Below are 13,995 nucleotides of genomic sequence, written 5' to 3' on the forward strand. Positions count from 1 at the left end.
AAGCGTGTACATAGTGCACTCGGTTATGTATCGCCTTTTGAGTTTGAAGCAATGTACTATGATAAGATTAACCCGTTAGGTCAGGTGGCCTAACTTAAATAAAAAGTCTCCGACAAACCCGGTACGGCTCAGATATTTCAAAAGGTGGCTTGTCTGTTTCTTCTACTGGTCAAGTGAAGAAGTATGTTTATGATCCTTCAAAACCTTTTGCTGTAGATCAGCAGGGCAATTACATGCTTTCAGTATCTGAAAAGGATTGTAGAAGGTGGTTAGATGGTTATAGACCATTTAATTATTTTGCTCAGAATAATTCATCATCAAGCCATTCAAATTCTAGTGAAAAATCTACAGAACGAGTGTCTACGAGTGAACCGGAAAATCAAAATACTGAAGCGTCTTCTCTCTGATTACAAAGTCCGGGAGAATGAATCTAATAGGGCATAGCAGAGGGCGTGTTCCGCCCGAACTGATTAAATAAAATCTTTAATGATTTCTGAGCGTTTAGGTACTTTTGCATATTTGATTGATTGCTTTGATTTTAATGTGATAGGTAATTTATTTATTTCTAGGCTTTTAATGAATTTACCTCGTTGTTTTAAGCTGCTGATTTCATATACTAAAATTTGATTTCCTCGTTTAATGACATGTTTTTCAAGCAAAGCATCTTTGGCAATTTTATAAAGTAGATTTGTGTTTGAAATATATCTGTTTTTATTAAATAGATTTTCTGGCATTTTAAAACTAAGTATGTGATAAAAATCGGATTTTACACTGAATGATTAATAGACATCTATATAGAACAGTCAGCTATAATCGAAATAAGGGTGTTTTACTTAAAGAAGATTATATTTTTATTCGCCAATGCTTAGAAAAACATTTAAAAAAACATGCAGTTATCTAATGAAGATTATTCCATCGAAATAGATCAATTAAAGGTGCTTTTTATTAGGTTAGATCATACGATTGGAAGATTATAGCATCTTATAACATGCGGGTTACGATTGACTAAAAATGAATCAAAATAGTTTTTTTATTAAAATATCCGTCAAGTATGAGGGATTTCTTACTGTATTTAGTCGTTTTGCTATTTGGTTTTTTTTAACAGCATTTTATGAAACTGATTACTGGAGAGATCAATGAAAGAAGCAATTCTTGATGTGCTTTGTAGTCATAAATTTCTATTCTTATGTTTAGCATTTCTTACTTTGTTATAGCAGTTATGTCTACAGGATAAATTTGGCTCACGGATTTCGGCATAACGTATATTATGTTCATTAAGATACTTCACTGGAGAGATTAATATGTTGGTGAATCTCTCCAGTGAAGTTGCGCCAACGGCTGAGTTATGTAGGGCGCAATCTCGGATATCTTATTTAACATAATATACATTATACGAAATTAATTTTGTAAGCCCAAAATAGAAATGTCCGGTTTCTCCAAAGTAAAAATGTCCGCTTTTAGAATACGCACCTTTACGATTATCGAAGCAGACGGTTTGATATCCAGGTATCTATAACTGTTATATAAATATTTCACTTTTTTGTATCTATAGATGCTCTGTTACATCGTCAATAATTAACCTGACAGATAGCCAAATTGAGATAGCTGATGAACGATCAAGAGCCAAAAAAACAGCAAAAATACGCTGACAGTGAAATTTCAGATAAAGCGTTCAAGCGAGCCATTATTTGGTTTGGAATTTATGCTTTGTTATTCTGTATCGGTGTCGCATTCGTAGTTGGCGCCGATAATTCATATCTTCCCTAATTGCTACATAATCACAACCATAACTACAGCTACGATCAAGCAGCATATTTTCATCAAAAATGCTGCTTTTTTAGTTTAATGATATTGAATTTTAGTTTGCATATATTCACCATAGACTGAAAGCTTTTCAAAAATATGCTCGGAATAAAACATATCATCTACCAGTAATTGTGCTTGATCAAGACTATATAAATCTAATATTTTCAGTAATTTACCATTTATTTTAGAAAGCTTTGTACAAAGTTGTATATATTCATCATTTTTGTTCTTAAATAATAGCTGTAACATATTGATTTTATTTATATCTATGTATTCAGTTTGATTTTCCAGTGTGATGATTTGAATCTGTACATGCAGAAAATGAGCGATTAGATTAATCAGCTCCAGATTGATATCTAAACGCGTAATACAAATTATTCTAGATACTTTTGAATTACATAAAGCATTGATTAAATTTAAATAAAATGAATCTTTCGGGCTCATTTCTTCATCATTTAATTGTATAGATAGCCCCAGACTATCCAATAATTCATCAAAATTAAAGCTAAGGTTGCTCTGGTTCGCCTGATAATAGCGCGATAAAATGCTCAAACTTTGTTCATTTTTAACTGTATGATAAATCACCTTCTGATTCAGATTCGACAATATAAATGGTGAGAATAAATAGGCTAAATCTTCAATATGCTCTGTAATAGGATCTTGCAGGATCACAATCTGCCCTGCTTTCTCTATCTCTCTGAGCTTTTTTGCTCTCAATACTGTGGCTTCAACATTCAAATATTTTTGCTTAAGCAATCTTTTAACCTGCGGAGAAATTTCGTATCCTGACAGCAACTGATGGATCAAATTAAGTTGCGATATTTCAAACATTTGTCACTCCATTTCAACATTTTATCTACCTTCATCACACGTTTGCATGAAGTGTTCGCCAGTATCGCAAATTCTTTTAAACTTAATAGATACAACATCAATTATAAAATTTATAACAGATCAGTATTTTTTAAAAAATCTGTTATAAAAATACTTTAGTATTAATTAAATATCGCTATATTTATATACAGTCACTTTTCATCAGTCATCTTTTAATATGTATAAGTCAGAACAGCTTGCTCATCAATTAAGACAATTGATAGAAAGTGGCTCACTGAAAGCCCATGAAAAACTCCCTTCTTTACGTGAACAAGTGCAGCTTTCCGGTTTTAGCCTGATTACCGTGATGAATGCTTATCAAGAGCTTGAATCTAGAGGTTTAATTTATGCGAAAGAAAAATCTGGCTACTACATTGCAAATACATATGCAGACCATGAACACAATGCACCTTTAATTGTTTCTCTCAATTCCAATATTGAGATTAATTCATTAATTTTTAAATATCTCAAATCCATTCAAGGCGAACACATCGTTCCATTTGGTTCGGCATTTCCAGACAGTGATTTGGTCTATTCCAAAAAACTAACGCAAATTATGGGACAAATCGCGCGTAATAAAAAAAGTTATGATGCTATTGATAGTTTACCCCCAGGAAATTTTTCATTACGCAAACTGATTGCCCAACGCTATTGTATGCAAGGCATACCCACTGATCCAGATGACATTGTCATTACATCGGGTGCTTTGGATGCACTAAACCTGGCCTTACAAGCGATTGCCAAACCTGGTGACTATATTATCCTGCAGCAAAATATTTTTTATGGTGCCTGGCAAGCGGCTGAACGATTAGGCCTAAAAGTGGTCACTATTCCTGAACATCCTAAACATGGATTTGACCTGGAAGCTTTTGAACATATCTTAAAAACCTATCCGGTCAAACTCTGCTGGTTCATGCTAAATAGCCATAATCCGGTAGGTTTTACCGTTTCAGAGGATATAAAGTTTCAAATTTCAAAATTATTACATCAAAATCAAGTTCATATGATTGAAGATGATGTGTATGAGGAAATGTATTTTGGCCATAAAAAGCCGTTACCCATGACCTATTATGATCAAAATAATTTAGTCCTGCACTGCTCTTCTTTTTCGAAAACCCTAGGGGCGACGTTTCGGGTGGGTTGGGTACATGCCGGGAAATACTCACAGCATATTCAGCACCTGCAATTAATGAGCACGATTTCAGTCAATTCCTTACTGCAAAGCGCTTTAGTGGAATTTTTATCCAATTTTCATTATGAAAAACATCTGCGCAATTTACGTAAAAATTTACAGCATAATAAATTGTTATTTTATAGATATTTAGAGTTGAATTTACCAACCAGATGTAAAGTTGAATATCATCCAAGTGGTTATTTTTTATGGCTTAAACTGCCTAAAAATGTAGATAGCATGTGCATTTATGAAACTCTCATCCAGCAGAAAATTGGCATTGCACCTGGTCAACTTTTTAACATCACCGCACAAAAACAGCATTATTTAAGAATTAATTGTTCATTTGCATGGTCTGATTCAATTCAACATTCATTGGACAAGGTTATTTCTACGCTGCAAAGCATGATCGTGGATGATTAGTTTAAATTTTTACAGCGAATATAGTCTTGCTATGCTGTAAAATGATTCAATGATCAGTAGCGTGCACTTATGCTGATCCATATCAGACCAAATGAAAAACAAAAATATAGGGAAATACGGGGCTATAAGAATATGGAATCGCAAAACTCTAAACGTATTCATGCATTTGATAATGATGTCATGAGTGATCTGGATGCCGTGGGTATCGCACAATTAATTCGTGATAAACAGGCTTCTGTACAGGAAGTCACCGCAGCGGCAATTGCACGTGCACAACGCGTTAATCCGCATCTCAATGCAATTCAGCTTGAATGTTTTGAGCGTGCTTTAGCAAAACCACGTTTCAAACAAACAGGAATTTTTGCAGGTGTGCCCTTCTTTTTTAAAGACAATACCGATTATCAGGGCCTTGCAACCAGTCATGGTTCTAAAGCAGTAAATGGCAAGACTGTATTAATTAACCCCAAGATCAGTCAACAATTTTTAGACCAGGGCTTTGTCGTATTAGGCAAAACGACCATGCCAGAATTCGGTTTAAACGCTACCACTGAGTTTAAAGATGGCAGTGCGACTTTCAATCCATGGCATACTGACTATTCTTGCGGGGCATCTTCCGGTGGTTCTGCTGCAATGGTTGCCTCAGGTGTCGTGCCTATTGCCCATGCCAATGATGGTGGCGGTTCAATTCGCATTCCCGCTGCCTGCTGTGGTCTGATTGGTCTCAAACCCAGTCGCGGTCGTACTTTTGATAGTGATGCAGCACGTTCTTTACCCATCAATATCATTAGTGAAGGTGTAGTCACTCGTAGTGTCCGGGATACAGCTTATTTTTATGCGGGTATGGAACAAAGATTTTATAATAAAAAACTGCCTAAAATAGGCCTAATCGAACAGCCGATCCAGCGCCGTTTACGCATTGGTCTGGTTACTCAATCCATCACAGGCCAAATTGATCAGGAAACATCATCCACCCTCAACCAGACTGCGAAATTACTTGTAGATTTGGGTCATCATGTTGAAGAGTTTCTGTTACCTATCTCGATTAGCTTTGTTGATGATTTTAGTGAATATTGGGGTTTTTTATCCTTTATGCTGCAAACTTTTGGCAAAAAGGCTTTTGGTGCTGGATTTAATGCCAAACAGCTGGATAATTTAACGGTAGGACTTGCCGGACTCTATAAGAAGAATTTTTACAAAACGCCGCTATTTTTGTATCGTTTAAAAAGAATGCAACAACAGTATCAAGACATTTTTAACCAGTATGACGTTCTGCTTTCTCCAGTATTAGCGCATACGATGCCACAAATGAAGATCAACTGTTAGCCGATTCTATCAATGAAGCTGTTGAATAACAGGGAACCTATTCGATATCTAAACTAAGTTTAGATATCGATTCATTTCATCCAGAACTGATTGCGTTTTTTCAGCATGCAGCCAATGTCCAGCATCATCAATAACCTGAATTTTAGCATGCGGAAATTGCTGTTTGATGGCACTGAAATGTTCATCCTTACTAATATAGGCAGATTTACCACCACGAATAAACAGTGCCTCTTTTTGCCAAGGCTGGATCATCTTCCAATCCAGGATTTCTGAGTAATGATTAAATAAAGCATCGACATTAAATAACCATTGGCCTTTATTAAAAGACTTCATTAAAAACTGGATCACCATTTCTTCATTTAAATATTCACGCATAATCTGGGTCGCCTGCTGCCGACTTTCAATCTGTGCATTTTTGACTGCAAACAAAGCTTTAAAAATTTGTTTATGATGGCTTTCCTGGTATGCAAATGGTGCCATATCCAAAACCACCAATTGTTCTAATCTCTGCCCTGCCTGATTTGCCAATTGCATGGCAATTTTCCCCCCCATGGAATGACCAATAGCAGAGAATTTTTGAATATTTAAACTATCTAATGTTTCCAGAATATCTGCTGCCATGACAGCATAATTCATTTCTGTTGCATGTGCTGAATGGCCATGATTACGGATGTCTATTTGAATGACTGAATGAGATTCATAGTATGCACGTGCCAGCATACCTAGATTACTTAAACTGCCAAAAAGGCCATGAATAAATATCAGCGTATTTTTTGCTGTAGCAGTTTCATTAATATGTATTTGGTGATTTAAAATCATGGAGTGCTTTCATTACTTTTTAGATGAAATTATTTTTGAGTAAATTAGGTATTTAATCAATTGTTAATTTTTTAAAATATTTTTTTGCTTAGGCTATTTATGTGGGTATAGGCAAAATTTGGTGAATTGTTCTGTTTTGAGAGATATTTAAAAGAGTATAAAACTGGGAGTTCTTAAGATGAAAGAATTAGGCTCAATATCCTATTTTTAGCCTGTTTTTACTTTAGATTTAATTATTAAAAATAATTCAGAGGAATTTAAATAGTAGATGCCACCATTGACCTCAGCTTCCAGGAACTATCCTCCATCGATATTGACCTGAATTGCAGGTAAAATCAGTTTAGGCATAGATAATGTTGCATCACGGCGGTTACGCATTTCAACAAAATCTACTTTTGTTGTAGTTTCATTCAGGAGAATATTTCTTATATAGTGATCTTCTTTTCTATCTTCGGGTTAATAATCATGACAATATGATAAAGAAAAACCTGAATTTGATTATCCAACGCATAACATTTTTGAATGGAATTGAGTTAAGTAACTGCACTGCCCTTTTAGGAGAATCACAGAAGGATTGGTATGAAAATAAACTTGAAGAAGTTATTATTGCTTAGGCTATTTTAATAAATATAGTCGATGTGGACGGCGAATTGTCAGTCAGGTCACCACAAATAACTCCCTAAAACCATAATGCCAATGATTTAAATATTAGTGTATGGATACTTCAAATGAGAAAAAACTCATATGATGCTTGTTCAATAAGTTATTCTCTTTCTTTCGCGACGTAGATGATATCTACTAGGTGTTAAATCTAGTTTGATTTTTTCCGTTTTCTAATCTCACAGATCTTGAAATAAAGAATTATTCGCTAAACTCTCTAAGTACTTTTTCTGCAAACCACCACGGTAACTGTTGAACTTCCGGATTCATTTTCAATGTTTCGGCCGATTCAATTTCAGCAATAAAAGCCGCTTTTTCACCGTTAGAAGAGTTATCAAACAAATAGGTACGATCACTGGCATCAATCGCCTGCATAAGCAAATCCATACTGCGGTAATAACGCTCCACAATCTTTTGCTCTGGAACAGGATGTCCACCCACACTCACCCGGTATTTCACCCGCGCAATATTAATTCGTGGGTCAACCGTAGAAACATAATATAAATAGGTTTTAAAACCCTGCCGCTGAGCTTGTTGTAAAAACTCAACCTTAGAGATATGCGACATTACCGTTTCAAAGGTAAAACTGATTTTTAAGCGCAAAAATTCCAGGCGGATATAGTCAATAATCCGTGCACAAAGATAAGAATCGATTTCGGATTCATGAAACTGGATATTCGATTCATCAACTACACCAGGCTCTTGTTGCAGTAAAGGAATGAGTTGCCCAGATTGAGGGCGTTTTTTCTGCTTAAGGAAAGCAATCAAAGCTTGGGCCGTTAATGCGGGATGATAGGTCTTTAAATCCAGGCGTTGACTCAAGCGAAGATTCTGTTCCAGTTCATCGGCATTTAAATAAGCCCCAATATGATGGGGCAATAAATATTCCTTGACTGTGCTCTTTCCAGACCCATTCGGACCGGCAAACATCCTTATTCTTGGTTGAGGCATTAAGTTATACAGCTGCCTCTTGTTTTCTCTTGCGTTTTAAAACTTTAGGAAGATCATTCACATTTGTATATGCCTGATGCAAGTCCGCAATCACGGTTTCCTGTCCATTTACTTCGCGTTGTAACAGTTGCTGTTCTTTTGCATACACGACCGTTGCTACCGTACATGCTTTGTTAAAGGCATGACGGAAAGCATGTATGGCAAGTTTAGGAATCATCTCATCCTCATATTTGCCTGCTTTCATGATGGTATAAGCTGTCATGGAACAACTCCCGTTACACAAGGTGTATTTGCTTATTATATTAACATAGCCGCAATAATTGTCTATAAATACACCAACATAGAAATGTAACGCTTTGCAGTGAAGTTAATTAAAGCCACAAATTCCGTGGCTCATGCATTATTGGTCTTCCTTCCACACATCTTCATAATCTTCACGATCAATCATAAAGCGGAAACCCTCAGCCAAAGCCAAGTATGGCAGCACTTCAGGTAAAATATCCTGTAACTCTCGAACTGTCATGGTCTGGAAAAAGTCTTCTCCTTCTTCCAGCTCGCCACCGTAAATAAACCAGCCAATGTTTTCATCTGTTTCAGGCTTTTTACGAATCCCGACAATGGGTTCTTTATTTAAAGTTTGAACTGCAACGGCGACAACATCATCACCACTGACCTGGATATAGGCAGAATCAAATTCTTCACACAATAACTTTTGTTCTGCAATCAGTTCTTCTAAGGGTGAAAGTTGTGGGGATTTTTTTGACATTGCATTTCTCTGGCATATAAAACCGAATAACGACAGTTTAACTTAGAACGATTTAGCATGGCTAAACTTTTTATTTGCAGGATTTTTTGTTAAACTTGAAAAAGTTACAAAATCAAAAAAAATGTAAATGAAACCACAAAATGCGACAGAATCTACAATAAGCCCTCAATATGGTCACGGCGGCAAACGCAAAAATGCTGGCCGCAAAACCCAGTATCAGGAAAAAACTGTGGTGATGCGCGTACCAGAGTCTAAAGTATCTGAAATTAAGTCCTGGTTAAAACCCAAACCCGCAGATGACCGTAGTCAGAAGATTGAACTGCATTCAATACAGATTCAGACCCAACTCGATATTCCTTATCCTATGGAATCGGTTGAGGCAGGTTTTTCCTCTCTGAGTCAGGATTACGCTGAAGACGTTATCGACTTAAATCAATATCTCGTACACAACGCCTCCAGTACCTTTGTATTACGGATAAATTCGTTGTCAATGAAGAATGCTGGTATAGACATTGATGACCAGATTTTAGTTGACCGTAGCTTGAACGCAGAACATGGCGATATTGTTTTGGCTTTAATTAATAATGAGTTTACCGTTAAACGATTAATGATAGAAAAACAGAAAAATAGAGAAGTGAAAATCTGGTTAAAAGCAGAAAACCCAGAATATCCGGATATTTATTTGCGCAGTGAAGAACAGTTGACGATCTGGGGTGTAGTGACCTGTATTTTAAAAAAATTGCGCTAATAAATTTAATGAGTTGATATATAGCCGGCACTGATCAAAATTTTACTTTTAACATACGCAGATAAGATAGATAAAAGCCCCAAGTAAACTTGAGGCTTATGGTAAATCCTAAGCAAGTTTTAGGATTATTTTTGCTGTTGAGGGTTTTTTTGCTGCTGTTGGCGTTGATTGCCTTGGTTTTGCTGACGTTGATTGTCTTGTTGCTGCTGTTGCTGTTGATGCTTTTGATTTTCGCTTTGCGGATTCGATTGTTGTTGATTAGCCATTTTCATATTCATCCTTTCGATTGATTACTAGCCCTGATTACTAGGGATATGCCGTATGTAATTACGACTCTTATTAATCTAGCGGATATTTCTGATTAACCAACCTGCAAACTGTTTCGACTTAATTCATTGTAATGATCAAAATATTAATTTACTGATTTTTAGTCTATCACTGAATCTCATCTTTACGCTATTAACGCTAATTACACTGAACCTTACATGCTGCTCAAGCTCTTTATCGAATGATCTCTTGATTATTCGAATTTTTAAAAATTGAAATTTATAAACGATTTTATTTTCCTCACCTTGAAAACGTTACAATTTCAAAATAAGAAAAATGGCTAACCAACTCTTTGCCTTAATTGATATTAACTGCTATGTAAGCTGTGAACGGAGATTTAATCCTCATTTAAATGGCCAACCTGTGGTTATATATACTTTCCAATAATGTACTTATATTTTTATAAAATTGAACAATAGACTTGGCCTGTTAGGAGTCAAAGTATCTTTCAGTAACTACGCTTTATACACAGATATGTCACGGCACTTTTTGGGATTCTGGAACAGCATTTCCATCTGATGATTTAGAACCTAAACTCCCCCTTAAATTGATAATTGTTTTATCCAGCACAGCAGTTATGCAAAATATTTTGATCTAGAATAATTCTAGAAAAATATTGTCGAGTCTTAATCCAGCTCATTGAGCAATCACTGGGTTTACTATGCTGCATAAGAGTGGCATTACTAAGACCCAAGCCAAACAGGCCAGTTATTTTGTCAAAATAAGTCTTTGTTTTAAGTCTCTATGCTATTTACCACATTTAGACTTATGCAGTTATGAAAGCCTGCTCGTAGAAATACTGGTCATCGAAATTTGGGTATTGGTCGTAAAAACGGCAAACAGTTTCAAGACTATAAAATTTATAGTTGCTATGACTTAACTTTTGCCAATAAATATCATCTCGGCAAACAATTTTCGGTGATGATTGCACGGACAATTCCTGAATTAAAAGGTCAATCATGTACTACATTCAATGATCCTGTAACACCAGCAAAAAGCATTCTTTCATCATGCAGTTTTGCTACAGTATTGACCAAAAAATCAATTATCAAACATGTAGTGATTTTTCATGTCAGCCGTGCTCATAAACACTTAAACCGGCAGCAATTGTATAGCTGTGTCCATAGTTCACGCTATGAAAAGGTATCTGGCCCATCCTATAAAAATAGGCTGTATTATGCGCTAAGTCTTGAATATACAAGCGATGACTTGCTGGCTTTAAATGGTATATCATTAAAGCAAATAGATGTTTTATTTAAATAAATTATAAATATTTGAAAGTGGAAATGTGGAAGTCATTTTTAGTGCATTATCTGTTAAACAGCACTATATTCATGGCTTAGGGCAACCTTTAGCCTTGATTCAACAACGGGATAATTTAATGAACACCTTGTTGAAAATGCAACAATGCTATGGATCGGATTGTATACAGGTGGTTTATCATTCTGCCAATTCGGTCTCTGGTAGATGAAACAGCAACACCGCTCCCCACGCGATACCATCTGGTGGAGGGAACTGCTGCCTATTCATGACTCTACCGTGACTGTTACACAAAATAAATGAACTGTTTTGGTCAATTTAGCTTACAATATAAGAACGAGTAATAATTATAAAAAATGTCATTTTTTAACATTGCCAATTCCCTGCAAAGTTCTCATTATATAGCTCAGTTTTGACACATAGCTTCCGTATCAATTTAAACAAATTATAATAGAAATACGGAATTATTTGCCATAATACGCAAACTTTGCTGACATCTTGCAAGGTATATTTGCAAACTTATAATTGGAGCAAGCTGAATGGGCTCAACCATTTTGGTTATTCATGGACCGAATCTAAATTTACTCGGTATGCGTGAACCTGAAGTTTATGGACACCTTACCCTAGACGATATAAATCAAAAGCTCATCGCTCAAGCTCAAAATGCATCTGTTTCCCTAAATACTTTTCAAAGCAATTGGGAAGGTGCAATTGTCGACCGAATTCATCAGGCACAAAAAGAAGGCGTTCAATTCATCATTATCAATCCTGCGGCGTTGACGCATACGTCTGTTGCAGTACGTGATGCGCTTCTTGGTGTTGCCATTCCGTTTATTGAAGTTCACTTGTCTAATGTACACGCACGTGAAGCATTCCGACATCATTCATATTTATCCGATAAAGCCGTTGGCGTGATTTGTGGTTTAGGTGCAAAAGGTTATAGCGCTGCACTGGAATTCGCCATCGATAAAATTCAACCTTCTAAGCAATCATAATTAGGAATACTGTCTCATGGATATCCGTAAAATCAAGAAACTCATCGACCTGATGATTGAATCTGACTTACAAGCGATCGAAGTTAAAGAGGGTGACCAATCCATCGCCCTCACCCGTCGCAATCCTGTGGTAGCAGCAGCTGTTCCTGCAATGCCTGTAGCTACTGCAGCTGCAGCACCTGCTGCAAAAACACCACGCGGTGCAGTTGAAACATCGCCTATGGTTGGTGTGTTCTATGCAGCACCAAACCCGGGTGAAGCACCATTCGTGAAAGTGGGCCAAACCGTTTCTGCAGGTGAAACACTGGGTATTATTGAAGCCATGAAAATCATGAACCCGATTGAAGCAACTCAAAGTGGCGTGATTGAAGAAATTCTGGTGAAAAATGGCGAAGTGATTCAATTCGGTCAACCATTGTTCCGCTATCGCGCCTAAGACCACGGGGATTCACAATGTTGCAAAAAGTTTTAATTGCAAACCGGGGTGAAATTGCTTTACGCATCACCCGAGCTTGCAGAACTTTAGGAATTAAAACCGTAGGTATTTATTCCGATGCCGATAAAGACCTGATGCATTTACGCTTTTGTGATGAAGCGGTATGTATTGGTCCGGGTGCAAGTAGCGAAAGCTATTTAAACATCCCGGCAATTATTACGGCTGCTGAAATTACCGGTGCAGATGCCATTCACCCAGGTTATGGTTTCTTGTCTGAAAATGCCGAATTTGCAGAAATTGTTGAAAATTCTGGCTTTATCTTTATTGGTCCACGTCCGGAACACATCCGTCTGATGGGTAACAAGGTTTCTGCCATTATTGCCATGAAGAAAGCCGGTGTACCAACAGTACCAGGCTGTGATCATGCAGTGACTATTCACAATGCCCTTGCAGAAGCCAAAGAAATTGGTTTCCCGCTGATCGTTAAAGCTGCTTCTGGTGGTGGTGGTCGTGGTATGCGTATTGTTGAACGTGTCGATACCCTGCTTGAATCGGTTCAGGCTGCACAGCGTGATGCTGAAATGTGGTTTGGTGATGACACAGTTTATATGGAACGCTTCCTGCAAAAACCGCGTCACGTCGAAGTTCAGGTTTTGGCAGATGGTAATGGTCATGCCATTCACTTGTATGATCGTGACTGTTCTTTACAGCGTCGCCATCAAAAAGTATTGGAAGAAGCACCTGCTCCAGGTTTACCAGAAGAAGCTCGCGCTGAAATTTTAGAAGCCTGTGTCAATGCATGTAAGCTTATGCAATACCGTGGTGCTGGTACATTCGAGTTCCTGTTTGAAGATGGTGAGTTCTTCTTCATTGAAATGAACACCCGTGTCCAGGTTGAACACCCTGTTACCGAAATGGTCACTGGTATTGATATTATTGAGCAGCAATTGCGTATTGCTGGCGGACTTGGCCTTGAGATTCAACAAGATCAAGTGGAAATACGTGGTCATGCCATTGAATGCCGTATCAATGCGGAAGATCCAACCACATTCCTACCATCTCCGGGCAAAATTGAAAATTATTATGCTCCAGGTGGTGCAGGTATCCGTATGGATTCGCATATTTACCCAGGCTACAGCATTCCGCCTTATTATGACTCAATGATTGCAAAACTCATTGCCCATGGTAAAGATCGTGATACGACTATTGCACGTATGAAACAGGCATTAGAAGAAACGATCCTGACCGGAGTAAAAACCAACATTCCTTTACATAGAGATTTGATTCTGGAAGATGAAAACTTCTGTAAAGAAGCGATGGATATTCACTATCTGGAAAAACACTTATTGAAAAAGCTGGAAGCTTATCAAGAAGCGTCTTAAATAAACCGAGATAAAAAACCGCTCTTTATGAGCGGTTTTTTTATCTGTATAACGATAT

Annotated in this window: 17 protein-coding genes; 10 read left to right on the forward strand and 7 right to left on the reverse strand. The window is 37.0% G+C overall.

All coding sequences use genetic code 11. The features are described 5' to 3' along the window. Positions 1-149: 149 nt before the first annotated feature. Positions 150-407 (forward strand): hypothetical protein, encoded by a 258-nt coding sequence (locus tag FTT87_RS10420; protein ID WP_180174824.1) that lies wholly within the window; start codon positions 150-152, stop codon positions 405-407. Between the two features lie 63 nt (positions 408-470). Here the strand turns inward: FTT87_RS10420 and FTT87_RS10425 are convergent, their stop codons facing one another. Continuing rightward, positions 471-734: a hypothetical protein gene (locus FTT87_RS10425; RefSeq protein ID WP_180082328.1), complete on the reverse strand. Its 264-nt coding sequence runs from the start codon at positions 732-734 to the stop codon at positions 471-473. An 874-nt stretch (positions 735-1,608) separates the two neighbouring features. On the opposite strand from FTT87_RS10425, the gene FTT87_RS10430 reads away from it, so the two are divergent. Further along, complete coding sequence (locus tag FTT87_RS10430) at positions 1,609-1,767, forward strand: hypothetical protein (protein WP_180042552.1); 159 nt, start codon at positions 1,609-1,611, stop codon at positions 1,765-1,767. Between the two features lie 75 nt (positions 1,768-1,842). Here the strand turns inward: FTT87_RS10430 and FTT87_RS10435 are convergent, their stop codons facing one another. Then, positions 1,843-2,637 carry a hypothetical protein gene (locus FTT87_RS10435; protein WP_180174825.1) on the reverse strand — a complete coding sequence of 265 codons (795 nt, stop codon included), beginning with the start codon at positions 2,635-2,637 and terminating at the stop codon, positions 1,843-1,845. A gap of 217 nt (positions 2,638-2,854) precedes the next feature. Between FTT87_RS10435 and FTT87_RS10440 the strand changes: the two genes are divergently transcribed. Then, positions 2,855-4,270: a PLP-dependent aminotransferase family protein gene (locus FTT87_RS10440; RefSeq protein WP_180174826.1), complete on the forward strand. Its 1,416-nt coding sequence runs from the start codon at positions 2,855-2,857 to the stop codon at positions 4,268-4,270. 132 nt (positions 4,271-4,402) lie between these two features. Continuing rightward, a complete protein-coding gene (locus FTT87_RS10445; protein ID WP_180174827.1) occupies positions 4,403-5,593 on the forward strand; it encodes an amidase in 1,191 nt (396 codons plus the stop codon). Positions 5,594-5,641: 48 nt separating this feature from the next. Here the strand turns inward: FTT87_RS10445 and FTT87_RS10450 are convergent, their stop codons facing one another. From FTT87_RS10450 to FTT87_RS10465, 4 genes are all read right to left on the reverse strand, one after another. After that, the gene (locus FTT87_RS10450) at positions 5,642-6,412 is read right to left on the reverse strand and encodes an alpha/beta fold hydrolase (protein ID WP_180174828.1); all 771 of its coding nucleotides are present in this window, start codon (positions 6,410-6,412) and stop codon (positions 5,642-5,644) included. An 861-nt stretch (positions 6,413-7,273) separates the two neighbouring features. After that, on the reverse strand, positions 7,274-8,023 hold the full coding sequence (locus FTT87_RS10455; protein ID WP_180174829.1) for a zeta toxin: 750 nt from the start codon (positions 8,021-8,023) through the stop codon (positions 7,274-7,276). Positions 8,024-8,027: 4 nt separating this feature from the next. Then, a complete protein-coding gene (locus FTT87_RS10460) occupies positions 8,028-8,285 on the reverse strand; it encodes a hypothetical protein (protein WP_180174830.1) in 258 nt (85 codons plus the stop codon). 138 nt (positions 8,286-8,423) lie between these two features. Continuing rightward, a complete protein-coding gene (locus FTT87_RS10465) occupies positions 8,424-8,789 on the reverse strand; it encodes a hypothetical protein (RefSeq protein WP_180174831.1) in 366 nt (121 codons plus the stop codon). Positions 8,790-8,916: 127 nt separating this feature from the next. Between FTT87_RS10465 and FTT87_RS10470 the strand changes: the two genes are divergently transcribed. Next, complete coding sequence (locus tag FTT87_RS10470; protein ID WP_180174832.1) at positions 8,917-9,537, forward strand: LexA family transcriptional regulator; 621 nt, start codon at positions 8,917-8,919, stop codon at positions 9,535-9,537. A 125-nt stretch (positions 9,538-9,662) separates the two neighbouring features. Here FTT87_RS10470 and FTT87_RS10475 read toward each other — a convergent pair whose 3' ends face one another. Further along, positions 9,663-9,803 carry a hypothetical protein gene (locus tag FTT87_RS10475; RefSeq protein ID WP_166169875.1) on the reverse strand — a complete coding sequence of 47 codons (141 nt, stop codon included), beginning with the start codon at positions 9,801-9,803 and terminating at the stop codon, positions 9,663-9,665. A gap of 874 nt (positions 9,804-10,677) precedes the next feature. Here FTT87_RS10475 and FTT87_RS16030 point away from each other — a divergent pair. The 5 genes from FTT87_RS16030 to accC all read left to right on the forward strand — a co-directional run bounded on the left by FTT87_RS16030 (position 10,678) and on the right by accC (position 13,937). Then, a complete protein-coding gene (locus FTT87_RS16030) occupies positions 10,678-11,127 on the forward strand; it encodes a hypothetical protein (RefSeq protein WP_257230578.1) in 450 nt (149 codons plus the stop codon). Positions 11,128-11,152: 25 nt separating this feature from the next. Further along, positions 11,153-11,335, forward strand: a complete 183-nt coding sequence (locus tag FTT87_RS16035; RefSeq protein ID WP_257224453.1) for a hypothetical protein — start codon at positions 11,153-11,155, stop codon at positions 11,333-11,335. Positions 11,336-11,663: 328 nt separating this feature from the next. After that, complete coding sequence (gene aroQ, locus FTT87_RS10485; RefSeq protein WP_180044147.1) at positions 11,664-12,119, forward strand: type II 3-dehydroquinate dehydratase; 456 nt, start codon at positions 11,664-11,666, stop codon at positions 12,117-12,119. A gap of 16 nt (positions 12,120-12,135) precedes the next feature. Beyond that, the gene (accB, locus tag FTT87_RS10490) at positions 12,136-12,555 is read left to right on the forward strand and encodes an acetyl-CoA carboxylase biotin carboxyl carrier protein (protein ID WP_086197358.1); all 420 of its coding nucleotides are present in this window, start codon (positions 12,136-12,138) and stop codon (positions 12,553-12,555) included. 17 nt (positions 12,556-12,572) lie between these two features. Next, positions 12,573-13,937, forward strand: a complete 1,365-nt coding sequence (gene accC, locus FTT87_RS10495) for an acetyl-CoA carboxylase biotin carboxylase subunit (protein ID WP_180044149.1) — start codon at positions 12,573-12,575, stop codon at positions 13,935-13,937. The last annotated feature ends 58 nt before the right edge of the window (positions 13,938-13,995 follow it).

This window comes from Acinetobacter sp. YH01022 (assembly GCF_013420235.1).
Lineage (GTDB): Bacteria > Pseudomonadota > Gammaproteobacteria > Pseudomonadales > Moraxellaceae > Acinetobacter.